The 24,674-nt window shown below is 73.4% G+C and carries 18 protein-coding genes and 1 pseudogene; 13 read left to right on the top strand and 6 right to left on the bottom strand.

Features of this window, described 5'->3' with window-relative positions; all coding sequences use genetic code 11:
- The first annotated feature begins 2 nt into the window (after nucleotides 1–2).
- The gene (cyc2, locus tag ACWD11_RS17870) at nucleotides 3–2,156 is read left to right on the top strand and encodes a germacradienol/geosmin synthase Cyc2 (RefSeq protein ID WP_451283984.1); all 2,154 of its coding nucleotides are present in this window, start codon (nucleotides 3–5) and stop codon (nucleotides 2,154–2,156) included.
- Here cyc2 and ACWD11_RS17865 read toward each other — a convergent pair.
- Together ACWD11_RS17865 and ACWD11_RS17860 are read right to left on the bottom strand one after the other, a co-directional pair.
- The gene (locus tag ACWD11_RS17865) at nucleotides 2,149–3,690 is read right to left on the bottom strand and encodes a hypothetical protein (protein WP_451283982.1); all 1,542 of its coding nucleotides are present in this window, start codon (nucleotides 3,688–3,690) and stop codon (nucleotides 2,149–2,151) included. The two genes, cyc2 and ACWD11_RS17865, sit on opposite strands and share 8 nt — an antisense overlap.
- 49 nt (nucleotides 3,691–3,739) lie before the next feature.
- Nucleotides 3,740–4,452: pseudogene (locus tag ACWD11_RS17860) on the bottom strand (CTP synthase C-terminal region-related (seleno)protein).
- 88 nt (nucleotides 4,453–4,540) lie between these two features.
- Between ACWD11_RS17860 and ACWD11_RS17855 the strand changes: the two are divergent.
- From ACWD11_RS17855 to ACWD11_RS17835, 5 genes are all read left to right on the top strand, one after another.
- A complete protein-coding gene (locus ACWD11_RS17855) occupies nucleotides 4,541–5,425 on the top strand; it encodes a LysR family transcriptional regulator (protein WP_451283980.1) in 885 nt (294 codons plus the stop codon).
- 99 nt (nucleotides 5,426–5,524) lie between these two features.
- Complete coding sequence (locus ACWD11_RS17850) at nucleotides 5,525–6,106, top strand: PDZ domain-containing protein (RefSeq protein ID WP_451283978.1); 582 nt, start codon at nucleotides 5,525–5,527, stop codon at nucleotides 6,104–6,106.
- Nucleotides 6,107–6,159: 53 nt separating this feature from the next.
- On the top strand, nucleotides 6,160–6,783 hold the full coding sequence (locus ACWD11_RS17845; RefSeq protein WP_451283976.1) for a LysE family translocator: 624 nt from the start codon (nucleotides 6,160–6,162) through the stop codon (nucleotides 6,781–6,783).
- A gap of 88 nt (nucleotides 6,784–6,871) precedes the next feature.
- Nucleotides 6,872–7,999, top strand: coding sequence for an aminopeptidase P family protein (locus tag ACWD11_RS17840; RefSeq protein ID WP_451283974.1), 1,128 nt, complete (start codon nucleotides 6,872–6,874; stop codon nucleotides 7,997–7,999).
- 48 nt (nucleotides 8,000–8,047) lie between these two features.
- The gene (locus tag ACWD11_RS17835; RefSeq protein ID WP_451283972.1) at nucleotides 8,048–8,983 is read left to right on the top strand and encodes an aminoglycoside phosphotransferase family protein; all 936 of its coding nucleotides are present in this window, start codon (nucleotides 8,048–8,050) and stop codon (nucleotides 8,981–8,983) included.
- A gap of 28 nt (nucleotides 8,984–9,011) precedes the next feature.
- Here the strand turns inward: ACWD11_RS17835 and treZ are convergent, their stop codons facing one another.
- A complete protein-coding gene (gene treZ / locus ACWD11_RS17830) occupies nucleotides 9,012–10,757 on the bottom strand; it encodes a malto-oligosyltrehalose trehalohydrolase (protein WP_451283970.1) in 1,746 nt (581 codons plus the stop codon).
- A gap of 173 nt (nucleotides 10,758–10,930) precedes the next feature.
- Here treZ and ACWD11_RS17825 point away from each other — a divergent pair, with 173 nt between their 5' ends.
- The 3 genes from ACWD11_RS17825 to ACWD11_RS17815 all read left to right on the top strand — a co-directional run bounded on the left by ACWD11_RS17825 (nucleotide 10,931) and on the right by ACWD11_RS17815 (nucleotide 13,417).
- On the top strand, nucleotides 10,931–11,482 hold the full coding sequence (locus ACWD11_RS17825; RefSeq protein ID WP_389419863.1) for an FHA domain-containing protein: 552 nt from the start codon (nucleotides 10,931–10,933) through the stop codon (nucleotides 11,480–11,482).
- A gap of 154 nt (nucleotides 11,483–11,636) precedes the next feature.
- Nucleotides 11,637–12,989, top strand: coding sequence for a M14 family zinc carboxypeptidase (locus tag ACWD11_RS17820; protein WP_389420075.1), 1,353 nt, complete (start codon nucleotides 11,637–11,639; stop codon nucleotides 12,987–12,989).
- Nucleotides 12,986–13,417, top strand: a complete 432-nt coding sequence (locus tag ACWD11_RS17815; RefSeq protein ID WP_451283968.1) for an SSI family serine proteinase inhibitor — start codon at nucleotides 12,986–12,988, stop codon at nucleotides 13,415–13,417. The genes ACWD11_RS17820 and ACWD11_RS17815 overlap by 4 nt, the downstream gene beginning before the upstream one ends.
- Nucleotides 13,418–13,453: 36 nt before the next feature.
- On the opposite strand, the gene ACWD11_RS17810 is transcribed toward ACWD11_RS17815, so the two are convergent.
- Together ACWD11_RS17810 and treY are read right to left on the bottom strand one after the other, a co-directional pair.
- On the bottom strand, nucleotides 13,454–14,704 hold the full coding sequence (locus tag ACWD11_RS17810) for a M14 family zinc carboxypeptidase (RefSeq protein WP_451283966.1): 1,251 nt from the start codon (nucleotides 14,702–14,704) through the stop codon (nucleotides 13,454–13,456).
- A gap of 320 nt (nucleotides 14,705–15,024) precedes the next feature.
- Nucleotides 15,025–17,370: a malto-oligosyltrehalose synthase gene (gene treY, locus ACWD11_RS17805; RefSeq protein WP_451283965.1), complete on the bottom strand. Its 2,346-nt coding sequence runs from the start codon at nucleotides 17,368–17,370 to the stop codon at nucleotides 15,025–15,027.
- Between the two features lie 81 nt (nucleotides 17,371–17,451).
- Between treY and ACWD11_RS17800 the strand changes: the two genes are divergently transcribed.
- On the top strand, nucleotides 17,452–18,717 hold the full coding sequence (locus ACWD11_RS17800) for an MFS transporter (RefSeq protein ID WP_451283963.1): 1,266 nt from the start codon (nucleotides 17,452–17,454) through the stop codon (nucleotides 18,715–18,717).
- On the opposite strand, the gene glgX is transcribed toward ACWD11_RS17800, so the two are convergent.
- On the bottom strand, nucleotides 18,714–20,834 hold the full coding sequence (gene glgX, locus ACWD11_RS17795; RefSeq protein WP_389419858.1) for a glycogen debranching protein GlgX: 2,121 nt from the start codon (nucleotides 20,832–20,834) through the stop codon (nucleotides 18,714–18,716). The two genes, ACWD11_RS17800 and glgX, sit on opposite strands and share 4 nt — an antisense overlap.
- A gap of 183 nt (nucleotides 20,835–21,017) precedes the next feature.
- Between glgX and ACWD11_RS17790 the strand changes: the two genes are divergently transcribed.
- From ACWD11_RS17790 to ACWD11_RS17780, 3 genes are all read left to right on the top strand, one after another.
- The gene (locus ACWD11_RS17790) at nucleotides 21,018–21,839 is read left to right on the top strand and encodes a Tat pathway signal sequence domain protein (RefSeq protein ID WP_389419857.1); all 822 of its coding nucleotides are present in this window, start codon (nucleotides 21,018–21,020) and stop codon (nucleotides 21,837–21,839) included.
- A gap of 98 nt (nucleotides 21,840–21,937) precedes the next feature.
- Nucleotides 21,938–23,260, top strand: coding sequence for a copper amine oxidase (locus ACWD11_RS17785; protein WP_451283961.1), 1,323 nt, complete (start codon nucleotides 21,938–21,940; stop codon nucleotides 23,258–23,260).
- Between the two features lie 112 nt (nucleotides 23,261–23,372).
- Nucleotides 23,373–24,611, top strand: a complete 1,239-nt coding sequence (locus tag ACWD11_RS17780; protein ID WP_389419855.1) for an SAV2148 family HEPN domain-containing protein — start codon at nucleotides 23,373–23,375, stop codon at nucleotides 24,609–24,611.
- The last annotated feature ends 63 nt before the right edge of the window (nucleotides 24,612–24,674 follow it).

Here is a 24,674-nt window from a genome sequence, read left to right as displayed (position 1 = left end):
CCATGACGCAGCCCTTCGAACTCCCGCACTTCTACATGCCGTATCCCGCGCGGCTCAATCCCCATGTCGACGAGGCCCGGGCCCACTCGACCGCGTGGGCCCGCGAGATGGGCATGCTGGAGGGATCCGGGATCTGGGAGCAGTCCGATCTCGAAGCACACGACTACGGACTGCTCTGCGCCTACACCCACCCCGAGTGCGACGGCCCCGCCCTCTCCCTGATCACCGACTGGTACGTGTGGGTCTTCTTCTTCGACGACCACTTCCTCGACATGTACAAGCGCACCCAGGACCGTGCCGCCGGCAAGGCCCACCTCGACCGGCTCGCCCTGTTCATGCCGCTGGACCTCACCACGCCGACGCCCGAGCCGGAGAACCCGGTGGAGGCCGGTCTCGCCGACCTCTGGACGCGCACGGTCCCCGCGATGTCCGCCGACTGGCGCCGCCGCTTCGCCGTCGCCACCGAGCATCTGCTGAACGAGTCGATGTGGGAGCTGTCCAACATCAACGAGGGGCGGATCTCCAACCCCGTCGAGTACATCGAGATGCGCCGCAAGGTGGGCGGCGCCCCCTGGTCCGCGGGCCTGGTGGAGTACGCGCGGGCCGAGGTGCCCGCCGCGGTCGCCGACGCCCGGCCCCTGCGGGTGCTGATGGAGACCTTCTCCGACGCCGTGCACCTGCGCAACGACCTGTTCTCCTACCAGCGCGAGGTCGAGGACGAGGGAGAGCTCAGCAACGGCGTCCTGGTGCTGGAGACCTTCTTCGGCTGTACGACCCAGGAGGCCGCCGACACCGTCAACGACGTCCTCACCTCCCGCCTCCACCAGTTCGAGCACACCGCCCTCACCGAGGTCCCGGCGCTGGCCGTGGAACGGGGCCTGACCCCGGACGAGGTCGCCGCCGTCGCCGCCTACACCCAGGGACTGCAGGACTGGCAGTCCGGCGGCCACGAATGGCACATGCGCTCCAGCCGGTACATGAACGAGCGCGCCCGCTCCACCAGCCCCTGGCACGGCCTCACCGGCCCCGGCACCTCCGCCGCCGACGTCGGCGCCCTCCTCGCCTCGGCCGGCGCCGAACGCCTGCGCGCCTACACCCATGTCCCGTACCAGAAGGTCGGACCGTCCCTGATCCCCGACCTCTACATGCCCTTCCAGGTGCAGCTCTGCCCCCATCTGCCCGGCGCCCGACGGCGGCTCGTCGACTGGACGCACCGCATGGGCATGCTGGAGGAGGGCGTCTGGGACGAGGACAAGCTCGCCGCCGCCGACCTGGCCCTGTGCTCGGCGGGCCTGGACCCGGACGCGACCGAGGAGGCCCTCGATCTGAGCGCCGACTGGCTCGCCTGGGGCACCTACGGCGACGACTACTACCCCCTCGTCTTCGGCCACCGCCGCGACCTGGCCGCCGCCCGCCTCACCACCCAGCGCCTGGCGGCCTGCATGCCCGTCGCCGGCGAGGAGACCCCGGCCCCTGCCAACGCCATGGAACGCGCGCTCGCAGACCTGTGGGCCCGCACCACCGCCGGGATGACGCCCGCGCAGCGGCGCACCCTCAAGGACGCGGTCAACGTCATGACCGAGAGCTGGGTGTGGGAGCTGTCCAACCAGATGCAGAACCGCATCCCCGACCCGGTCGACTACCTGGAGATGCGCCGCGCCACCTTCGGCTCCGACCTCACCATGGCCCTGTGCCGCATGGGCCACGGCCCCTCCGTACCGCCGGAGGTCTACCGCAGCGGTCCGGTGCGCTCGCTGGAGAACGCCGCCGTCGACTATGCCGCCCTCCTCAATGACGTCTTCTCGTACCAGAAGGAGATCGAGTACGAGGGCGAGATCCACAACGCGATCCTCGTCGTGCAGAACTTCTTCGGCTGCGACTACCCGACCGCGCTCGGCGTGGTGCACGACCTGACGACCCAGCGCATGCAGCAGTTCGAGCACGTCGTCGCGCATGAACTACCGGTCCTGTACGACGACTTCGACCTCTCTCAGGAGGCGCGCGACGCCATGCGGACCTATGTGGCCGACTTGCGGAACTGGATGGCGGGCATCCTGAACTGGCACCGCGAGGTCGACCGCTACAAGCCCGCCTACCTCGCCCGCCGGGCCCACGGCTTCCTGCCGGACCGGCCGCCCGCGCTGCCCGTCAGCTGAGGCCCCCGACGTCACCCACCCGCTCGGCGGTCTTCCCGGCGAGCTCCCGGAGGCCCTCGGCGGGGTTCTCCGAGAGCTCGCCGAGTATCGCGTCGGCCGCGGTGAGCAGGGCGCGGGCCTCCCGCGGGAGGCCGGCGTCGGCGAGGGCCCGGGTGAGGGCGTAGTGCTCCTCGGCGATGAAGCGGCCGAAGTTCACCCGGGTCCAGTGGCGCAGCGAGTCGTCGCCGGGGTCGGCCAGGAGCGCGCGCACCGACGCCAAGGTGGTTCTCGCCAAGGGGAGTTGTCCGCAGGCGCGTTCCAGCCGGGCCTGGTCCAGCAGCGCCGAGATCCGGTCCCACGCCGTGTCCTGGAGCGTGGCGTACAGGCGCTGGGCGCGCAGGGACTGGGGGAGGTCGCCGGCCCGCTCCAGGTCATGGGCGAGCCAGTTGATCCGTGACGTCTCCAGCCGGGTCGGATCGTCGGGCCGTCGCAGGGTGCTCTGATCCAGGAAGATCTCGTCGAGTGCGCGGATCAGCGCCACCCGGGCGAGTTCGGTCAGGCCCTGGTCCAGGGCGAGTTCGGTCCAGGTGGCGAGCGGTTCGTCGGCCGGATCGGTGCCGAACATCGCGTCGTCCAGCTCCTCGGCCCAGTGCGACAACTCCGCGGAGCCCGCTCCCGGTTCGGGGATTTCGCTGAGCCCGCAGTGCGTGTCGAAGTCCGTCTCGCGGACCTCGTGCAGCAGGGGCAGATCGGTCACGTCCCCGTGCCGCCCCACGAGGACCGCGGCGAGCCGCAGTTCGTCCGTCATCGACGACTCCGTCTCGCGCCGCAGCAACTGCCGGAGCAGCTCCAGGTCGCCGTCCCGGCGGTCGAACTGCGCGGCGCGCAGCGCGAGTCGACGCCGTACGGGATCCCCGGCCACCGCGTCCCACGCGGTGCGGTCGCCCGCCCACAGCAGGGCCAGATCCGTCCGGCCGCGGGCGAGCACCGGCTCCCACAGCGGTGGACGGGGGTGCTCGTCGAGCAGTCGGTAGGCGCCGCCCTCCTCCTCGGTGAGCAGCAGGAAGTCGGGTTCCGTGCGCAGGAGCGCGGTGTGCAGCAGGGTGACCAGTTCGAGCGGGGAACGCTCGGCAAGGCCGAGGGTGGCGCGGAGTTCGGTCCGGGCCGCGTCGAAGCCGGCGTCGTCCGCGCGGAGTTCCGCCTCCAGCTCCGCGACACGCGCGAGGACCGCCTGCTCGCCGTCGCGCGGGGACAGGTTCACGCAGTCGAACCAGCAGGGCAGGCCGATCACCACCTCGAGCGCCTCGTCGACGGTGGAGCCGATGATCCCGGCCCCGCCCTCCGAATCGGCGTAGAGCATCGAGCCGTCCGCGCACACGAAGTACGTACCGCCCGCGCCGCTGCCCGCGACGACCTCGATCGGGCCGCCCGAGGCGAGGCGGACCGGCTCGACATGGCCGTGGACGGCACGGCTCAGGTCGAAGTCGAAGTGCAGGGCGGCCAGTTCGGCCGGCCGCGGATCCTGGCGGAGCCTCTGCAGTGCGTGATCGGTCATGTCACAGAACGTAACAGCCCCCACTGACAACGGGACCGGCCCGCCCGCCTCAAACGCGCTGACCTGCGTGTTCGACGGCCGCCCTGGCCCAGGCCGTGACCACCGGGTGTGGTCGGGAGCCGTCCCCGGACAGCTCCGGCTGGAAGAGGGAGGCCAGGAAGAAGGGGTGGCCGGGCAGTTCGGCGATCCGGACCTGGCCGTCCTCGTCGCGCCCGGAGAAGCGCAGGCCGTGAGCGGTCAGCGTGTCGATGTGACGCGAGGGGCCGTAGGCGCAGAAGTAACGCTCGACGGTCCGCTCCGAGCCGATCACGGAGTGCGCGAGCGAGCCCGGTTCGACGGCGACCGCCGCCTCGTGGCCCACCAGCGAGCAGGCCAGCGGCCGATGATCGGGTCCTCGGCGGACGGGTCGTTCTCCGCGTGCGCCACGCCGGTGAGCCCGCAGACATGGCGGGCGTACTCCAGCACCGCGTGCTGGAACCCGGCGCACGTCCCCAGGAACGGGATGCCCCGCTCGCGCGCCGTCCGGATCGCCGCGATCACCCCGGCCTCGCTGCGGTACGGGCTGCCCGGCACCACCCACAGCGCGTCGAACCCGTCCACGGCACCCGGCTCGCCGGCCTCCTCGGTGGGGATCCAGTACGCGTCGAGGACCAGCCGCTCACGGGCGGCGAGGGCGTCCAGCAGCAGCGGGATCCGGGTGTGCGACACGACATTGGGGGAGCGGTCGCCGACCAGGGCGATCCGCGCGAAGGTCTCGGTCATGCCCGCCATCCTGGGCGCGCCCTCGAGTTCACGTCCAACGATGATTCCTGCATGCTCGATAAGCGCTGCTGATGCCATCCTCAAGGGCATGGACCCGCATCTGCTGCGCACCTACGTCACGGTCGCCCGTCTCGCCTCCTTCTCCGAGGCCGCCCGCGACCTCGGGTACACCCAGTCGGCCGTGTCCCAGCACATCGCGGCCCTCGAACAGGACCTCGGCACCCCCCTGCTCACCCGCAGGCCCGTCGCCCCCACGGCGGCCGGCGCACGGCTGCTGGAACACGCGGCCCCGCTGCTGCTGCGCCTGGACGCGGCCCGTGCGGACGTGGTCCGGATGGCCGCCGCGCCCGCCCACGGACTGACCCTCGCCGCCGCGCCCACCGCGCTCGGACCCCGCGTCCTCGCCGCGCTCCCGGCCGCCGGGGTGACCCTCAAGGCGCTGCCCCGGGACGAGATCCCGGCGGCCGTCGCCACCGGCTCCGCCGATCTGGGCCTCGTCGACGGCCTGGCCGCCCCCAGCGACCCGCTGCGGCTGCCCGACGTGGCACCGCTGACCACACGCGGCGCGGGCGAGGAACCGGTGTGCGTGCTGCTGCCGCATGCGCACCCCCTGGCCCGGCGCCCCGGGCTGCGCCTCGCCGATCTCGCCGACGCCCGCTGGCTCGACGCCCCCGACGCGGGATTGCCGCTCACCCAGCTCCGCGCGGCCGACGGCGGCCAGGGCTTCCGCCCGTCCCTGCGCTACGAGGGCACCGACGTACGGGGCCTCAGCGCGCTGGCCGTCGCCGGGCACGGCCTGACCCTGCTCCCGCGCTCGGCGGCCACGGACGTGCCGGGCGGCGTGGCCGTGCCGGTCACCGCACCCCGGCTCGTGCATCGCACGGAACTGGTGCACACCGGTCCGCTCCAGGGGGCGGCGCGTCAGCTGGTGGCCGCACTCGCCTCCCGTGACCAGGGAGACTTCCGCTCCTGACCAGCGGTCAGTCTCACTCGTTCGTGGCACGTCGTGCGCCGGCGCCCCGGGTAGTCCTCCAGCCGGAGGCGATCCGTAACCTCCGGCGGGAGGCGAGCCATGGAACACACCGCGTTGCGTCCCAAGCCGATGCCCGGCCAGGAGCCCGGCGGCGGCACGAGGCCCCCGGCCCCCCGGCGCCCGCATGCCGCGCGCCGGCGCGGACGCCGGCTCAGGACCGTGCTGTTCGCGCTGTTCGTCGGCACGGTCCTGGTCCTGTCCGGCGTCGGACTGGGCACGGTCGCCGCCACGGTGATCGGCATGAGCAAGCTCGCCGAGCTGCGGCAGGCGGGCCCCGGCCCCATGAGCGCCCCGGCAGCCCCGGCCGACCCGCGCCCCGCCCCGCCCGCCACCCCGAGCCCCGCCCCCGCGCCGGCCACCGCCACCCTCGGGGTGGAGGCCGTGGACGCCGACAAGGCGGGCGCCGAGGTGATCGGCGTCCATGTGCCCGGCCCCGGCTACTCGGCCGGCCTGGTCCGCGGCGATGTCCTCCTGGTCCTCGGCACGACCCGCATCGACGACGCCGCCGACCTCGCCCGCGCGGTGGCCCGGATCAGCCCCGGCACCGAGGTCGCCCTGACGGTGCGTCATCGCAGCGGCGGCTACCAGCAGCTGACCGTCACCCCGGGCGTCGTCACCTGAGCGCTGCCGGAAAACCACTGTCCCCACGGCGGCCTCCCCGCCACCATGACCCCATGCTGACCACTCTCGTCGCCTTCCTGGGGGCCTGCACCCTGGTGGCCGCCTCGCCGGGACCCAGCACCGTCCTGATCATCCGGCAGTCGCTGCACAGCCGCCGCTCCGGCTTCCTGACCGTGCTCGGCAACGAGACCGGCGTCTTCGTCTGGGGCGTCGTCGCCGCCTTCGGCCTCACCGCCCTGCTGACCGTCTCGGAAGTGGCGTACGACGTGATGCGCGTCGTCGGCGCGGTCGTCCTGGTCGGCTTCGGCGTGCAGACGCTGCGGGCGGCCCGCCGCACGCGGGACGAACCGGCGAGCGAGGCCGGGGAGGCCGGTGGCCGCAGCGGCTGGGTGTCCTACCGCGCGGGCCTGCTGCTCAACCTCGCCAACCCCAAGGCAGCCGTCTTCGCCCTCTCCTTCCTGCCGCAGTTCGTGCCCCACGGCGCCCCGCACCTGCCCGCCATGGTGGGCCTCACCGCGCTCTGGGCGGTCTACGAGATCGGCTACTACGGCCTGTACGTGTGGTTCGTCGGCCGGCTGAGGAGCCTGCTGTCCCGCGCGGGAGTGCGCCGCCGGCTCGAACAGGTCTCCGGAGGGGTGCTGCTGCTCCTCGGCGCCCGGATGGCCCTGGAGGGATGAGCCCGGGTCCGCCGACCGGCTCGCGCCGCCCCCGCCGTCCGGGCAGGATGCTGCCCGTAGTCACCTTCACCCGCCCAGGGAGGCCCGGATGACCGCCCCTACGCCCGCTCCCTTCACCGCCGACGACTACCGCGCCCGTATGGAGCGCGCCGCGCGGGCGGCCGCCGACGCCGGACTCGCCGGGCTGCTCGTGGCGCCCGGACCCGACCTGGTGTGGCTCACCGGATACGCGCCCACCGCCGTCACCGAACGGCTCACCCTGCTCGTCCTCGTCCCCGGCCGGGACCCCGGCCTGATCGTCCCCGCGCTGGAGGCCCCCGACGCCGCCAAGGCGACCGGCGCGCCCGCGCTGACCCTGCTCGACTGGACCGACGGCAAGGACCCCTACGCCGTCACGGCGGCCCTGCTGCAGCGGGACGGCCGGTTCGGCATCAGCGACAACGCCTGGGCCATGCACCTGCTGGGCCTGGCGAAGACCCTGCCCGACTCCTCCTACGCCTCCCTCACCGAGGCGCTGCCGATGCTCCGGGCCGTCAAGGACGCGGCGGAACTGGAGCGGCTGACAGCCGCGGGCGCGGCCGCGGACGCCACGTACGAGGAGATCCGGCAGGTTCCCTTCGCGGGCCGCAAGGAGACCGAGGTCGCCGCGGACCTGGCCCGGCTGCTGCGGGAACACGGACACGAGACGGTCGACTTCACGATCGTCGCCTCGGGCCCCAACGGCGCCAACCCGCACCACGAACCCGGGAACCGCGTCATCGAGCGCGGCGACATGGTCGTCCTCGACTTCGGCGGCCTCCTCGGCGGCTACGGCTCCGACACCTCCCGCACGGTCCACGTCGGCGAGCCCACCGACGAGGAGCGCCGGATCCACGACCTCGTGCGCGCGGCCCAGGAGGCCGGATTCCAGGCCGTCCGGCCCGGTGTCGCCTGCCAGGAGGTGGACCGGGCCGCCCGCGCGGTCATCACGGACGCCGGGTACGGCGCGTACTTCATCCACCGCACCGGGCACGGCATCGGCGTCACCACGCACGAGCCGCCGTACATGATCGACGGCGAGGACCAGCCCCTGGTGCCCGGGATGTGCTTCTCCGTGGAGCCGGGCATCTACCTGCCGGGCCGGTTCGGGGTGCGCATCGAGGACATCGTCACGGTCACCGAGGACGGCGGCCGCCGCCTCAACGACACGACCCGCGAGATGGTCATAGTGGACTGAGACGGCCCCAGGAGCCCCGGCACCCTCCCCCGACCTACGGCGCGACCCATGACCCAGGCACCGACACCCACCGCGGACACCGTCCGCCGACTGGTCCGTTCCCTGCTCAAGGACGGTGCGGACGACACCGCGGGACCCGAGGTCCGGCCCGTCGCCGAGGGCGGCGGGTCCGCCACCTGGTGGGTCGGCCCCCGCCATGTGCTGCGCCTCGCGCCCGACCGGGAGGCCGCCGCCCGGCAGCGCCGCGAGCTGCGGCTGCGCGACCTGGTCCGGCCGTACGTCCCGGTCGCCGTGCCGACGAGCGTCGCGCACGGCGAGTGGGCGACCGGGCTGACCTACACGCTGGACACCAGGGTGCCCGGTGGCTCGGCCGAGGTGCACGACGTGTCCGCCCTCGGCGAGGCCGACCTGGCCGGGCTGCTCACCGGGCTGCGCGAGGTGCCCCTGCGGCAGGCCGAGGCGCTCGGCGTGCCGCGCACCGGACCGCGCTCCCTGGAAGGGCTGCGCCGGGCCGCCGAACGCGCCGCCCGGCGCCTCGACCCCGCCGACGACTTCGATCCCGCCCGGCTGCACCAGCTCACCCAGCCGGCCGCGGTGCAGCTCGCCGCCCAGCCCGGCAGCGCCGTCCTCGTCCACCACGGTCTGACCGGCGAGCACCTGGTGGTCAGCGCGGACGGCCGGGTGCGGGGCGTCCTCGGCTGGACCGACACCGTCGCCGGGGACCCCGCCGAGGACATCGCGGGACTCGCCCGCGCCGTCGGCTCCCCGGCCGCCGTCCGCGCCGCCACCCTCGCCGGCTACGGCGCCCGCCCCTGTCTGCGCGGCCTGTGGCTGGCCCGCTGCGACACCGTCCTGCACCTCGCCGAGGCCCTCGCCGGCACCCGCCCCGCCCCCCTGCCGCAGCTGCGCCGGCAACTGGACCTGGCCTGGGAGGCGATCCTGCTGGAGCGGGTCACCGAACTGCGGGACGACGAGGAGTCGTAGGCCCTGTCCGAGCGGAAGGGGCTGGCGCTCACTCCTGGAGCAGCACCACGCACGACTCCCCGGGCAGCTGCAGCACCCCGTCCGCGCCGGGTGCCTCCACGGGCTCCCACGCGGCCAGGACGCGCGCCTGACGGGGCCCCAGCGGGATCCGCGCCGGTTCCCCGGCGAGGTTGACGGCCACCCGGACGTCCCCGCGCCGGAAGGCCAGCCAGCGCTGCCGCTCGTCGTAGGCCACCTTGGTGTCGGCGAGGTCCGGGTCGGTCAGGTCCGGCTGCTCGTGCCGCAGGGCGATGAGCCGGCGGTACCAGGCCAGCACGCGCGCGTGGGGCTCACGCTCGGGCTCGGACCAGTCCAGGCAGGAGCGGTCCCGGGTCGCCGGGTCCTGCGGGTCGGGCACGTCCTCCTCGGCCCAGCCGTGCGCGGCGAACTCCCGGCGCCTGCCCCGCCGTACCGCCTCGGCCAGTTCGGGGTCGGTGTGGTCGGTGAAGAACTGCCAGGGCGTGCCGGCCGCCCACTCCTCGCCCATGAACAGCATCGGCGTGAACGGCGCGGTCAGGGTGAGCGTGGCCGCGCAGGCCAGCAGGCCGGGGGAGAGGGAGGCGGCGAGCCGGTCGCCCTGGGCGCGGTTGCCGATCTGGTCGTGGGTCTGGGTGTAGCCCAGCAGGCGGTGTCCGGCCGTCCGCGCGCGGTCCAGGGGCCGTCCGTGCCGGCGTCCGCGGAAGCTGGAGTAGGTGCCGTCGTGGAAGTACCCGCCGGTGAGCGTCTTGGCGACGGACGCCAGGGGGGAGCGCCCGAAGTCGGCGTAGTAGCCCTGGGCCTCGCCGGTCAGCGCGGTGTGCAGGGCGTGGTGGAAGTCGTCGTTCCATTGCGCCTGGAGTCCCAGTCCGCCGTTCTCGCGCGCGGTGATGATCCGCGGGTCGTTCAGGTCGGACTCGGCGATCAGGAACAGCGGCCGCCCCACTTCGGCCGACAGCGCGTCCACCGCCGTCGACAGCTCCTCCAGGAAGTGGCACGCGCGCGTGTCCCGCAACGCGTGCACCGCGTCCAGGCGCAGTCCGTCGACCCGGTAGTCGCGCAGCCAGGCCAGGGCGCTGCCCACGAAGTAGTCGCGCACCTCGTCGGAGCCGGGAGCGTCGAGATTGACGGCGGCGCCCCAGGGCGTGTGGTGGGTCTCGGTGAAGTAGGGCCCGAAGAGGGGCAGGTAGTTGCCCGAGGGGCCGAGGTGGTTGTGCACCACGTCGAGCACCACCCCGAGTCCGAGGTCGTGCGCCCGGTCGACGAACCGTTTCAGCGCCTCGGGTCCGCCGTACGGCTCGTGCACCGCCCACAGCGACACCCCCTCGTACCCCCAGCCGTGCCGGCCGGGGAAGGGGCACAGGGGCATCAACTCGACGTGGGTGACACCCAGTTCCACGAGGTGCCCGAGCCGCTCGGCGGCGGCGTCCAGGGTGCCCTCGGGGGTGTACGTGCCCACGTGCAGCTCGTAGAGGACCGCGCCCGGCAGCGGGCGTCCGGCCCATGCGGCGCGCCAGGTGTGGCGCCCGTGGTCCACGACGGCGCTGCGTCCGTCCGGCCCGTCGGGCTGGCGGCGCGAGCGCGGGTCGGGCAGGACGGGGCCGTCGTCCAGCGCGTAGCCGTACCGGGTGCCGTCCTCGGCGTCCGCCTCCCCCTGCCACCAGCCCTCTCGCTCCGGATCGCGCTCCAACGCGCGCGTGGCGTCCCCGCAATGGAGCGTCACACGGCCGGCCTGCGGTGCCCACACCTCGAACTGCACGGACGGTTCCCCTTCGTCTGCTCACCGTGATGTAGCCCGTCCATGGTGCTTCAAACGAGATCGATCCGCTTTTGAATCTTCCCTTTTGCGGCGGGTGTCGTCGGATACGCACGCGTGGCGGGTGTTTTCTCGTCTTCTGGACACCCCGGGCCCGGCTGACCGACAATCACGACGTGACGTCGTCCTTCGAGTTCCCCACGTACCCCGCGCGGCTCTCCGACGCGGAGCGCGACAAGGCGCTGAAGGTGCTCCGTGACGGCGTCGCCCTGGGACGGCTCTCGCACGACACGTTCATCCGGCGCATGGAGCTGGCCCTGGCCGCCCGCCGCGCCGACGAACTGCTCGCCCTCACCGCCGACCTGCCCCAGGAGAACCGGTTCTCCAAGATGGTGCTCGGCAGCGTCGAGGCGGTCTCCGGGTTCGGGGTACGGCTGCGCAGGGCCTGGCAGGCCGAGCGGCTGCCCAAGCTGCTGCTGCCCCACCCCGGCGGCGGCCACCCCCTGCGCATCGGGCGCGACCCCGCCAGCGGACTGCGCCTCACCCACGAGACGGTCTCGCGGGTGCACGCCGAGCTGACCCGCCAGGGCGGCATGTGGGTGCTGCGGGACCTCGGCTCGACCAACGGCACCACGGTGAACGGACGGCGCGTCATCGGGGCGGCCGTGGTCCGCGAGGGCGACCAGGTCGGCTTTGGACAGCTGGCCTTCCGGCTCACCGTGAACTGAGCCGAACCTTAGCTCTGGCCTTGGCTTTACGGGGTGCGGTGGGGGAAATCCCTTTGCTTGCGCGGGCGTTGACGTACCCGCCGCAGCCGTGACTGACTGGACGTACCTCAGGCACAACAGGTGAACCGACGGCACCGGCTCGCGGAGGTGCGCCCTGCTGCCACTCCTCCGCTACCCGACCGCCGACGAGCTGGGCGTCCGGGCGGCCGCGCTCGTCACCCGCCACCCCGCCGACGCCCGGCTGCGCCGCGTCGGGACCTCCCGCGGAGGCAGCCCGCTGTGGCTGCTCTCCGTCGGCCACGGCAGCCGCCAGGCCCTCGTCGTCGCCGGACCGCACGCCAACGAACCCGTGGGCGGCGCCACCGCCCTCCGGCTCGCCGAACGCGCCCTCGCCGACCCCCGCCGGCACCAGGACGCCGACGCCACCTGGAACCTCCTGCTGTGCCTCGACCCCGACGGTCTGCGCCGCAACGAGGGCTGGCTCCAGGGCCCGTACACCCTCGGCCGCTACTTCCGGAACTTCTTCCGCCCCGGCTTCCTGGAACAGCCCGAGTGGCTGCCCGACGGGGCGGACCGCGTCACGCTGCCCGAGACCCGCGCCCTGCTCGACCTCCAGGACGAACTGCGCCCCTTCCTGCAGTGCTCGCTGCACGGCGTTGACGTCGGCGGCGGCTTCGCCGAGCTCACCCACGACCTGCCCGGCTTCCCGCGTCGCCTCGCGCACACCGCGGCCCGCCTGCGCATCCCCCGCGAACTCGGCCCGTACGACACCCTGTACTGGCCGCGCCTGGGGCCGGCCGTCTACCTGATCCCGCCGCCGCGCCGGGGCGACCTCGCCGCGGCCATCACCGAGGCCGCCGTGGAGTCGACCTGGTTCCACCCCTACCGCTACGGCACGGTGACCGCGGTGGTCGAGGCACCCATGTGGGGCGTGGCCGCGGTGGAGGACGACACCGCACCCGCCGACGCGGTGGCCGTCCTGCGCACGGTCAGCCGCGCCCTGCGGCACGACTCCCGGCTGCTGGCCCGGCTCCTCGTCCGCCTGCGCCACCACCTGCCCGCCACCCAGGACACCGCCCGCCTGCTCGCCCCGGTCGACGACTACGTCCTGGTCTGCCCAGGGCTCGCCGACGCGTGGGACCCCGACATCGTCACCGCCGACGCCCATCCCCTGCCCCCGCTCAGCACCGCCCACCTGGCCACCCTGCGCATCGCCGGGCGGCGGCTGGCGCTGCGCACCGCGGGACTGCTGCACCGGCTGGTGGCCGGCTCCGGCCGCGACCCGGCCGGTGTGCTGCCTGAGCTGGACCGGCTCATCGACCTGTGGTGCGCCGACTACCGCGACGGCTGCGGCGCGCGGTGGATACCGGTCGCACGCCAGGTCGAATACCAGTCCCGGGTGGTGCTCGCCGCGTTCGACCTGGCCTCCCGCCACGCCCGCGGGGGTTCCCGTTCGGGTGAGCAGGGGTGGGGTTCCGAGGCCGCGGTGCCGATGCACCGGGAATGACACACTCCACCACGGTGAAGGCGGGACGGGCCGGTGTCCGGGGCGTTCTGCTCGCGGCCGCCTCCCTCCTCGTCCTCGCGACGGTTCCGGCGCAGGCCGGCGAGCGGGAGACCCTCCCGGGCAACTGGCTCTACCTCACGCTCACCACGGGCGACGCCCACTCCAGCCACACCCGCGGCACGCTGCTGATGTGCGGCCCGCCCCAGGGCCACGCCCGCGCCGCCGAGGCCTGCGCGGCCCTCGCGGCGGTCGACGGCACCCTCGACCGCCTGTCCCAGCGGGACGCGATCTGCCCGATGATCTACGCCCCGGTCTCCGCCCGGGCGAGCGGCCAGTGGAACGGCCGTCCGGTCGAGTACCGGCGGGAGTTCAGCAACGCGTGCGAGCTGGCGGCGCGGACGGGGGCGGTGTTCGCCCTGGACCACTGAGCGGTGCGCGCCCCCGGCACGCGCGCGTGGCGGCTCTCAGGCCACCCGGTCGCGCGCGTGCCGGGCCGCCGCGACGACCGTGCGGGACTGGTGCTCGACCTGGTGCTCCAAGGGCACCCAGCGGGCCCGGAACCGTCGCTCGAAGGAGCTGCTCCAGGACGCCACGAGCCGTTCCAGACCCGGCGCCGCCCGGTCGTCCGTCTCCTGCAGCACCCGTAGCAGCATGGCCGCCGCCCGCAGCGGCAGCCGGCGAGCGAAGGCGTCCACACTGCCGATGTACGCGCGCGTGTCGTCCACCGGCGCCCCGCGCGTCCAGTCCGCCGCCAGCCCCGGCACCAGCTCCAGCGCCCACCGGGTGGCCCGCAGCAGCGGTCCGTCGGCGCCGTCCAGCCGGGGCAGCACCTCGGTGAGCACCCGCTCCACCTCCCGCGTGTCCCGCAGCAGCCGGCCCGCGAGCCGCCGCATCGCCGCCGTCGGCGCCGGATGCGGTACCGGGTCGTCCACCAGGTCGCTCGCCCACATCGGCACCTCCACGACCGCCGTCATCCCCCCGTACCGGTGCACGTGGTGCCAGGTACTCTGCCGCGCGTCGTCCGGCATGCTCGGGTACGCCGCTCCCGCCCCCGCGGCCGGCATCACATGCACGCCCGGCCCGGACGCGGGCCAGCCCGCGGCGTCCGAGGCGCCCGTCTCCACCGGGATGTTCAGCTCCGCCGCCGACTTGGCGAACGGCTCGGCGAGCCCGGGCAGGTCCTTCGTCAGCTGCACCCAGCTGCCGCCCAGCTCGGTCCCGTGCAGGGTCGCCTGGAGGTAGGGGCGCAGTTCGTCGATGACCCCGGTCAGGGCGCGGGTCGCCGGCGGCAGCCGGTCGGGCGGCAGGACCGCGGGCGACCACTCCGGCTGCTCGGGGCCCGCCGACCGGAAGAAGCCGAGGTGGTAGTCGAACAGGCTGCGCGGCGCCGGAGTGACATGCAGGCTCGCCCCGTCGGGATCGGCGCACAGCAGGAAGTGCCAGGAGGTGCCGGACCGCAGCGCCCGCTCGTCCAGGACCCGTTCGGCCAGCGCGAGCAGGGTCGGGCCGCCGGTCGGCTCGTTGGCGTGGGCGCCCGCGACGACCAGCACGGCACGCCGCCCACGGCCCACGGACAGCAGCTGCAGGGGGCGGCCCGCGCGGGAGAGGCCCACCTCCCGCAGCGTGCACAGGCCCGGCCGTTGGGCTGCCAACGCCCGGGCCGCCGAGACGACTTCGGTCACCGAGGGGTAGCGCAGCTCCGGCAGGAGACTCACCCCCGTCACATCCGCCCGGCCTCGCAATCCGCAGTACCCCACGGCCGCCGAGCACTGTCAAGGAGACCCAGGGGGAGGCTCCAGGGGGCGCCCAGGGGCATGCCACGCCGACCGGCGGGGCGGCCGGTGCCGACGGGAGCCGTGGGGGAGGGGACGGGCACCGGCGGCCCCCGACATGCCGGGAACGGAGGGAGCGGCGCCGCACACCACGACGCGCCGCCCGCACGCGGCGGACGCGGGGAGCGCGCGCGGCGGCGAGCCGGTCGTACGGCCCGCCCAGCAGCGCGCGCCACCGTGGCGCGCGCCCGCCCGCCGTGCCCTCAGACCCGCTCCAGCAGCACCACCGGAAGCGGCCCGAAAAGCTCCTCCACGCGCACGTGCCCCGTGAACTCCCGTCCCGGTGTCACCACGTCGGCCCACCGCCCCGGCGGCAGCTCCAGCGCCGTCTCCCGCCAGCCACCCGCCTCCGCCAGCCGCAGCGACAGCCGGGTCACCGCGGTGACCACCTCCTGCGAGCGCGCGAACGCCACACAGTGCGCCGCCGCCGGACCCTGCGCGGACAGCGGGGTGTACGTCGCCGCCGCACCGAAAGCGGCCGGTCGGCGTGCGCGCAGCCGCAGCGCCGCCGCGGTCAGCGTGTTCTTCTCCCCCGTCTCCAGGGGCGGGAAGCGCACCGGCCGCCGGTTGTCCGGGTCGACCAGGGCCCGGTACTCACCCTCCGTGCCCTGGTACACGTCCGGCACGCCCGGCATCGTCAGGTGGACCAGGGCGGTGCCCAGCAGGTTCGCCCGGATGTGCGGGCCGAGGCGGTCGCGCAGGGCGGCCACGTGGGCGCCGGGCGGACCGCAGGGCCCCGCCTCGACGTAGGCCGCCACCGCCTCCTCGTACGGCGGTTCCTGCTCCGTCCAGCTCGTGTACAGGCCGGCCTCCCGCACATGCTTCAGCAGCGCCTCCCGCACCCGCTCCGGGTCCGCGGGGCCGAGCCCGAACACCGTCTGCCAGGCGGCCCACGCCAGCTGCGCGTCGGGCACGTTCTCACCGGCGCGGGTCACCTCGGACAGCACGTCCGCCCACCGCTGGGGGCACTCGGTGAGCACCGCGAGCGCGGCCCGGACGTCGGCGCTGCGCTTGGTGTCGTGCGTCGACACGACGATCCCCGTCGTCGGCCAGTCGCGCTGCACGCGCGCGCAGTAGGCGTGGAAGTCCTCCGGGGACATCGCGGGACCGCCCGGGTTGCCGCCCACCTCGGTCGCCGACAGCAGCGGCACATAGCGGTAGAACGCGGTGTCCTCCACGGACTTGGCCCGCAGCGCCGACGCCGTCTGCGCGAAGCGGGTACGGAACTCCGTCCGGTCGGGCCCGTCCCCGTCCCGGCCGAGCACCAGGTCCCGTACGACGTCGACCGCGTCGGCCTCCTCCGGGACCACGAAGGCGTGCCGTGCCTCGGCCGCCGCCTCCTCGGTGACGACGGCGGCCGGGTCGCCGGAGGCGTAGGGCCGGTAGACCTCCAGCCGGACCAGGAGCTCCTGGAGCGCGGTGCGCAGCGCCCAGGGCGCGCGGTCGCGCAGCGCGGGATCCGCCGAGGTGGTGCAGACCCGGTCGGCGACCCGGGTCAGGCGCTCGGTCTCCGCGGCCAGCTCGTGCGTGAGGACCTTGTACGCGGCCCGCCGCACGGTCGTCTCCCACTGTCCGCCCCGGTCCGTCTGCGGGGCCGCGAACCGCCGGTACTCGCCGAGGAGTTCCTCGTGCCCCGCCGGGTCCGTGAAGAGGCCGTCGATGTGCCGCAGCGCGTCGTAGCCGGTGGTCCCGGCGACGGGCCAGGCGGCGGGCAGGTGCTCCCCGTCCGAGAGGATCTTCTCCACGACCGTCCAGCGGCCCCCGGTCGCCTCGTGCAGCCGCCGCAGATACCCGTCGGGGTCGGCGAGCCCGTCGGGATGGTCGACGCGCAGCCCGTCGATCACGCCCTCGTGGAGCAGCGCGAGGATCTTGTCGTGCGTGGCCTCGAAGACCTCCGGGTCCTCCACCCGCACCCCGATCAGCTCCGAGATGCTGAAGAACCGGCGGTAGTTCAGCTCGGTGCGGGCCAGCCGCCACCAGCCGAGGCGGTACCACTGGGCGTCCAGGAGCTGGGGCAGCGGCAGGTCCTCGGTGCCCTGGCGCAGCGGGAACGCCTGGTCGTAGTAGCGCAGCACGTCGCCGTCGGTCTCCAGGCGGCCGAGCTCCTGGCCGAGCGGTCCGCCGAGCACCGGCAGCAGCACCTGCCCGCCCTGTGCCTCCCAGTCGATGTCGAACCAGCGCGCGTACGGGGACTTGGGGCCCTCGCGCAGCACCTCCCACAGGGCCCGGTTGTGGCGCGGCGCCATCGCCATGTGGTTGGGCACGATGTCCACGATCAGGCCGAGGCCGTGCTCCCGGGCGGTACGGGCCAGCGCGCGCAGCCCGTCCTCGCCGCCCAGTTCCTCCCGCACGCGCCCGTGATCGACGACGTCGTACCCGTGCGCCGAGCCGGGCACCGCCTCCAGCACCGGGGACAGATGCAGATGCGAGACGCCGAGCGAGGCCAGGTACGGCACCGCCTCGGCCGCGGCGGCGAAGGGGAACTCGGGCTGCACTTGCAGCCGGTACGTGGCCGTGGGCGCCACCGTGTCAGGTCGCTCAGGTGTCATGGAAACGTACGTACCCGCCCAGCCGCCCTTCGTGTCATCGTCCCCTCCACGTGGCCCCGCGCGCGTGGCTAGTTTCGAGCGATGGGATCCGTGGGGCGGGGCCGGGCGCTGGACACATACCGTGAGGTGATCGGCCTGACCGGGCCGCTTCTGCCGGGGGTGTCGTTCCTCGGCAGACTGCCCACGGCCACCATCCAGTTCGGCAGTGTTCTCCTCGTCGCCCGCACGAGTGGCTCCCTCGCCGCCGCCGGTCTGACCGGTGGGGCGCTGGCCGTCGGGCAGGTGGTCTGCGGACCGCTCGTGGGCCGGCTCGCGGACCGGCACGGGCAGCGCACGGTCGTGCTCGCCTTCTCGCTCGCCAACGCCCTCGCGATCACCGCGCTGGTGGCCGGGGCGCTCGCCGGGCTCGCCACGCCCTGGCTCGCGCTCCTCGGCGCGTGCGTGGGCGCGAGCGTGCCGCTGGTCGGCCCCCTGGCCCGCGCCCGCCTGGTCGCCCTCGCCCGGCGGCACCGGGCACCCGAGCCGGTGGTCGGCGCCGCGCTCTCCTTCGAGAGCACCCTGGACGAGGTCTCCTTCGTGCTGGGCCCCGCCCTGGTGGGCCTCGCCGCGGTCCTGGCCCACCCCGCCCACGCCCTGCTCGGCGCGGCGTTCCTGGTGGCCCTGTGCGGCGGCGCCTTCGCCCTCCACCCGACGGCCACGGTGACCGGTCCGGCCGCCGCGCGCCGCACCGAGCGGCTCGGGCGCATGCCCCGCGCCGTCCACTCGCTGCGCGCCGCGCTCGCCCTCCAGGGAGCCATGTTCGGCGCCTGCCAGGCGGGCATCACCGCGCTCACCGAGCGGCTCGGGCGGCCGGAGCAGGCCGGACTCGTGTACGCGGCCATGGGGGTCATGAGCGCCGTCGCGGGGCTCGCCATGGCCGCCGTACCCGCGCGCGTGGGGCTCCCGGCGCGGTGGCGGGCGGCGACCGCGGCGGCGTTCGCGCTGTCGCTGCCCCTGCTGTGGACGAACGGCCTGGCCGGTCTGTACGCCGTGGTCACCGTCCTCGGGGTGGCCTACGCGCCGCACCTGATCACGGTGTTCGGGCTCACCGAGCGGGTGGTGCCGCCGGTCCGGCTGGCCGAGGCGATGGCCGTCGCGACCAGCGCCCTGGTGGGCGGCCAGGCCCTGGCGGTCGCCGTGACCGGCCGCCTCGCCGAGACGTACGGCCCCGCCGCGGCCTTCGGGGCGGCGAGCCTGGCCGCCGCCCTCGCCTGCGCCCTCGCGCTGACCGCGCGGGCGGGGTCGTACCCCTCACATGACGCGCCCGGCCACGCGCGCGTGGCCGGGCGTCCGCACACCCGCTCCTAGACCGGCCGCTGGAGCACCACCAGGCTGCGGTCCACCAGGGTCAGCCGGTCCCCGTCCTGCACCTTGGGCCCGGTGCCGGGCGGAACGCCGTCCACGCGCGCGGTGTCCACGACCACCTGCCACTGCCGGCCGTGGTCGACCGGTACGACGAAGTCGAGGGTCTTCGGCGACGCGTTGAACATCAGCAGGAAGGAGTCGTCGCTGATGCGCTCCCCGCGCGGGCCCGGCTCGGAGATCGCGTTGCCGTTGAGGAACACCGTCAGCGCCGACGCCTGCGCCGAGTTCCAGTCCCGCTGGGTCATCTCCTTGCCCTGCGGGGTGAACCAGGCGATGTCCGACAGGTCGTCGTGCGTGCCCTCCACCTGACGCCCGTGGAAGAAGCGGCGCCGGCGCAGGACCGGATGGTCCCGGCGCAGCCACACCATCGCGCGGGTGAACTCCAGCAGCCGGTTGCCGTCCTCGTCGTCGGGGTCCGGCCAGCGCAGCCAGGCCAGCTCGCTGTCCTGGCAGTAGGCGTTGTTGTTGCCGTGCTGGGTGCGCGCGAACTCGTCACCGTGGCTGATCATCGGCACGCCCTGGGAGAGCATCAGGGTGGCGAGGAAGTTGCGGATCTGGCGGGCCCGCAGCTCCAGCACGGCCGGATCGTCGGTCTCGCCCTCCGCTCCGCAGTTCCACGACCGGTTGTGGCTCTCCCCGTCGCGGTTGTCCTCCCCGTTGGCCTCGTTGTGCTTGTCGTTGTACGCGACGAGGTCGTGCAGGGTGAAGCCGTCGTGGCAGGTGACGAAGTTGATGGAGGCCAGCGGCCGCCGCCCGTCGTGCTGGTACAGGTCGGAGGAGCCGGTCAGCCGGGAGGCGAACTCCGCGAGCGTGCGCGGCTCGCCCCGCCACAGGTCCCGTACGGTGTCGCGGTACTTGCCGTTCCACTCGGTCCACAGCGGCGGGAAGTTGCCCACCTGGTAGCCGCCCTCGCCGACGTCCCACGGCTCCGCGATCAGCTTCACCTGGGAGACCACCGGGTCCTGCTGCACCAGGTCGAAGAACGACGACAGCCGGTCCACCTCGTGGAACTGCCGGGCCAGGGTGGCCGCGAGGTCGAAGCGGAAGCCGTCGACGTGCATCTCGGTGACCCAGTACCGCAGCGAGTCCATGATCATCTGGAGGACGTGCGGGGACCGCATGAGCAGGGAGTTCCCGGTGCCCGTGGTGTCCATGTAGTAGCGGGGGTCGTCGGTGAGCCGGTAGTAGGAGAGGTTGTCCAGGCCCCGGAAGGACAGGGTCGGGCCCAGATGGTTGCCCTCGGCGGTGTGGTTGTAGACGACATCCAGGATGACCTCGATGCCGGCCTCGTGCAGCGCCTTCACCGCCGACTTGAACTCCAGCACCTGCTGGCCGCGGTCGCCCCAGGACGCGTAGGCGTTGTGCGGGGCGAAGAAGCCGATGGTGTTGTAGCCCCAGTAGTTGTTCAGCCCCATGTCGACCAGCCGGTGGTCGTTCACGAACTGGTGTACGGGCATCAGTTCCAGCGCGGTGACGCCCAGTTCGGTGAGGTGTTCGATCAGTGCGGGGTGCGCCAGGCCCGCGTAGGTGCCGCGCAGCTCCTCCGGGAGCCCCGGGTGCCGCATGGTGAGGCCCTTGACATGGGCCTCGTAGATCACGGTGTGGTGGTACTCGGTGCGCGGGCGCCGGTCGTCGCCCCAGTCGAAGTAGGGGTTGACCACGACCGACGACATGGTGTGCGGCGCCGAGTCCAGGTCGTTGCGCTTGTCGGGCGCGCCGAAGTGGTAGCCGTACACCTCCTCACCCCAGCTGATCGAGCCGCTCACCGCCTTGGCGTACGGATCGAGGAGCAGCTTCGCCGAGTTGCAGCGCATGCCGTGCTCGGGGGCGTACGGCCCGTGCACCCGGAATCCGTACCGCTGTCCCGGCATGATGCCCGGCACGTACGCGTGCCGGACGAACGCGTCGCTCTCGCGCAGTTCCACCGCCGTCTCCGAGCCGTCGTCATGCAGCAGACACAGCTCTACTCTGTCCGCGGCCTCCGTGAAGACCGCGAAGTTGGTGCCGGCGCCGTCATACGTGGCACCGAGTGGATATGCCTCTCCAGGCCAGACCTGCATGCACACGACTCTTTCAGGTGGAGTGCCCCCGTCGGGGCGCCTTGGCTTCGAGTCTCCCCGAAAGTGAGGGAACCACCCCCGACTTATGTCCCTCTTATCGATCGACCAGGCATACCCAGGTATGCCGAACCAGTGGGGCACATCACATACTCCCGGGGACCCAGGGGGAGTAGGGGGAAAAACGTGCGCAAGACAGTGCACCGCCATCTGGGCAAGGTGGTGGCCGGCGCGGCGATAGCGCTGGCCGGAACCGCGGCCATGGTCGCGGTCACCCTGCCGGGCACGGCCGGAGCCGACGACACCGGCGACCGGAACACGGGGACCGGGCAGAGCGCCCCGGGACAGGCGCAGGGAGCGGGCCAGGACCAGGCCGTCGAGCCCGGCGTCGTCCAGGAGGCGCCCGCCGAGGGCGAGCGGGGGACCGGCCGCGACCCGCTCACCGAGGACGAGCTGGCCAGGGTCGAGCGGATCGCCCTGAACCGCCAGCTGCAGCGGTCCAGCGAGGACGTCGACGGCGACCGCGGCCCGCAGACCCTCGGCATCGACCTCGCCGAGCCGGAGACCGACGAACTCGACGATCCGGCCGCGCCGCGGCGCGCCGACGTGACGTTCTACGACTACAAGGACGACACGCTGGTCATCAAGACGGTCAACCTCGACACCGGCAAGGTCGAGCACACCGGCACCGAGCAAGGCGTCCAGCCGCCGCTGGGCCGCTCCGAGAACACCGAGGCCATGAAGATCCTGCTGGCCAGCCCGCTGAGCGCGGGTCTGAAGGCGGACTACAAGGACGCCACCGGCAAGGAACTGACCTCCCCGGACCAGCTGGAGGTCGACAGCATGGTCTTCCGGGCCGCTCCGGGCGCCCAGCCCGCCGCACTGGACCGGTGCGGCGAACACCGCTGTGCCCGGCTGTTCCCCAAGGCCCTCAACGGGCCGTGGATCGACATGCGGCACCTGGTGATCGACCTGAGCGCCCGCACGGTCGCCGAACTCGACCGCTGATCACTTCACTTCTCCGCCTTCACTCCTTCTCGCCTTCACTCCTTCTCGCCTTCACTCCATTTCCGCCTTCGCTCCTTATGCAAGGGAGTCCATTCCTCATGCGCGTCAACAGAGTGAGCCGTGCCCGCACGCGGACGGCCCTGGCCGCCTTCGCCGTGGCCGGGCTGACGGCGGGCGCGGCCACGGGCGCCGGACCGGCCACCGCCCAGCCCGTGGCGGCGCCCGCCGCCGCCCCCGACTGCAGCGCGGCCTACCGCATCGAGCAGAAGCTCTCCAACGGCACGACCTGGCGCATGTGCTGGCGCCACGAGGCCATGGCCGGAATGATCCTGGAGGACATCACCTACCAGCCGCCCGGCGAGAGCAAGCCGATCAAGGTCCTCAACAGCTCCAAGCTCGCCCAGATCCACGTGCCCTACGACGACGGCTCGGAGGAGTACGACGACATCACGAGCTACTACTTCGGGGACGGTCTGGAGAACCTGGCCGCGGGCGAGTGCCCGGGCGGCACCATCCGCACCGTCAAGGTCCGGGCGCCCGAGTCGACCGAGACCCGCAACGTCAAGGGCCTGTGCACCACGACACGCGCGCGGGGGCACGCGTACCGGATGCTGAACCAGCCGATCAGCGGCGGCCAGAAGCTCTACCAGAAGCAGGGCAAGGACCTGCTCGTCTACGCCGTCAACAAGGTCAGCTGGTACGAGTACATCACCGAGTGGCGCTTCTCGGACGACGGCACCATCCACCTGAACGTCGGCGCCACCGGCAGCCTCGCACCGCAGGACTACGACGCCGGCGACGGCCAGGGCTGGCCGATAGGCAAGGGCCCGAAGGCCAGGCCCCTCAGCCACAGCCACAACGTCTTCTGGCGGCTCAACTTCGGGCTGGACGGCTCCTCCAAGGGCCGTGTCGAGCAGTACGACTCGAAGGTCACCGCGCAGGCACCCGGCGACCGCGCGCCCACCAACAAGACCACCCGCACCAAGATCACCAAGGAGACCGCGGGCGACGCCAAGAACATGCGCTGGTGGCGCGTGGTCAGCGCGACCGGCAAGAACAAGGACGGCCACCCGCGCTCCTACGAGCTCGTCGCCGGCCCCAACGCCAAGTACAGCGGCCGCGGGTTCACCAAGCACGACGTGTACTTCACGCAGTACAACAAGTGCGAGCAGTACGCCAGCAACAACAAGGGCAACTGCCCCACCGGGCACCCCAAGTCGGTCGACAAGTGGGTCGACGGCCAGACCCTGACCAACCCCATCATGTGGGTGAACGTCGGCTTCCACCACATAGCCCGGGACGAGGACCAGCAGCCCATGCCGGTCCACTGGCAGGGCTTCTCGCTCGCGCCGCGTGACGTCACCGCTATGAATCCGCTCACTCCGGCCGAGCTCGCTGGCGCGAACGGGCGTCTCGACTGAGCCAGTTGGGAAACGACCCTGTCCATCGGGCTGCACCGCCCACCGGTCCCGGAGTACCCTTCCTTGATCGTTGACACGGGGAGTGCTCGGGGGAACGGAAGGCGGTGCGCGGGTGGGCTCGGGAGGGCGGGAGCTGCCCCCTGGTGACGAGGGTCACGAGGGGAACTCCACAGACGTCCCGCCCGGCACGGTGTCCCTGGCGCGCCCCATGGACGCCGGCGCCATCGGACCGGAACTGGACTGGGACGCCGACGCCTGGCAGGAAGTGCGGACCCGCGCGCAGCGGGCCGGCCGGGCCTACATCTGGCTGAACCTCGTCGAACAGCGGCTGCGCGCGGTGGTGGCCGCTGTTCTGCGTCCCGTCTACGAGCCCGTCCACGGCGACGACTGGGTGGTGGCCGCGGCCGGCCCCGCCGGGCAGGAGTGGGTGCAGCGCGCGGTCGCCGTCCGCGAAGTCAGCCGCCGCAAGGGCTACTTGCTCGACCCCGCCGACGACAACGTCCTCAGCTTCCTGACGCTGCCGCAGCTGCGCGAGCTGATGGTGCAGCACTGGCCGTGCTTCGCGCCCTATGTCGACGAGCGCCGGGACGTCGAACTCGCCCTGGACGAGCTGGAGGTGACCCGGAACGTCGTCTCCCGCAACCGGGCGCTGTCCGAGGCGGTGCTCGGCCAGGCCGAACGGGCCTCGGCGCGGCTGCTGGAGGTGCTCGGCGCGGGTGGCGACGTACCGTCCGCGCGCCGACTGCCGGTGGACGCGGTCGAGGACCTGGTCGGCGACCGGTACGGCGATGTGGTGGCCGTGCACTCCGACCGGGTGCGGCTGCTGCGGCAGTTCCCGGCCGAGGACATCTTCGGCGAGGCCCGCCGGCTCGACGCCATCGGCATCGGCCTGAACCTGCTGGTGCAGAACTTCTCCGGCCGCCGTCTGGTGCGCCTGGCCGAGTCGGGCTGCCGGGTGCGGCTGCTGTTCCTGAACCCGGCGTCCAGCGCGGTCAAGCGGCGCGAGCGGGAACTGGGCATCAAGCGCGGCGAATTGAGCCGCTCGGTGGAGATGAACATCCTGCACATGCGCCGGGTCCGCGCCCGGCTGCGCGACCCCGGGGCCTTCGAGATCCAGGTCTACGACGAGACGCCGCGCTTCACCGCCTACCTGGTCGACGGCGACGGCTCGGACGGCATCGCGGTCCTGCAGTCCTATCTGCGCCGCACCCGGGGCATGGAGGCGCCGGTGCTGGTGCTGCGCGGCGGGAGCCGGGTGGTCAAGTCGGGCGACCGGCATGACAGTGGGCTCTTTCCGACATACCGCGAGGAGTTCGAGGTGGCGTGGGCGGATTCGAGGCCGGTGTCCTGAATCCATGCGGGCGTTTCGGGCGGTCTGCCCGAAGTGCCCGAAGGGGTAAGCGGAACGCGCTCC

Source organism: Streptomyces sp. NPDC002776 (genome assembly GCF_053592195.1).
This window is presented reverse-complemented; position numbering and strand designations above follow the sequence as displayed.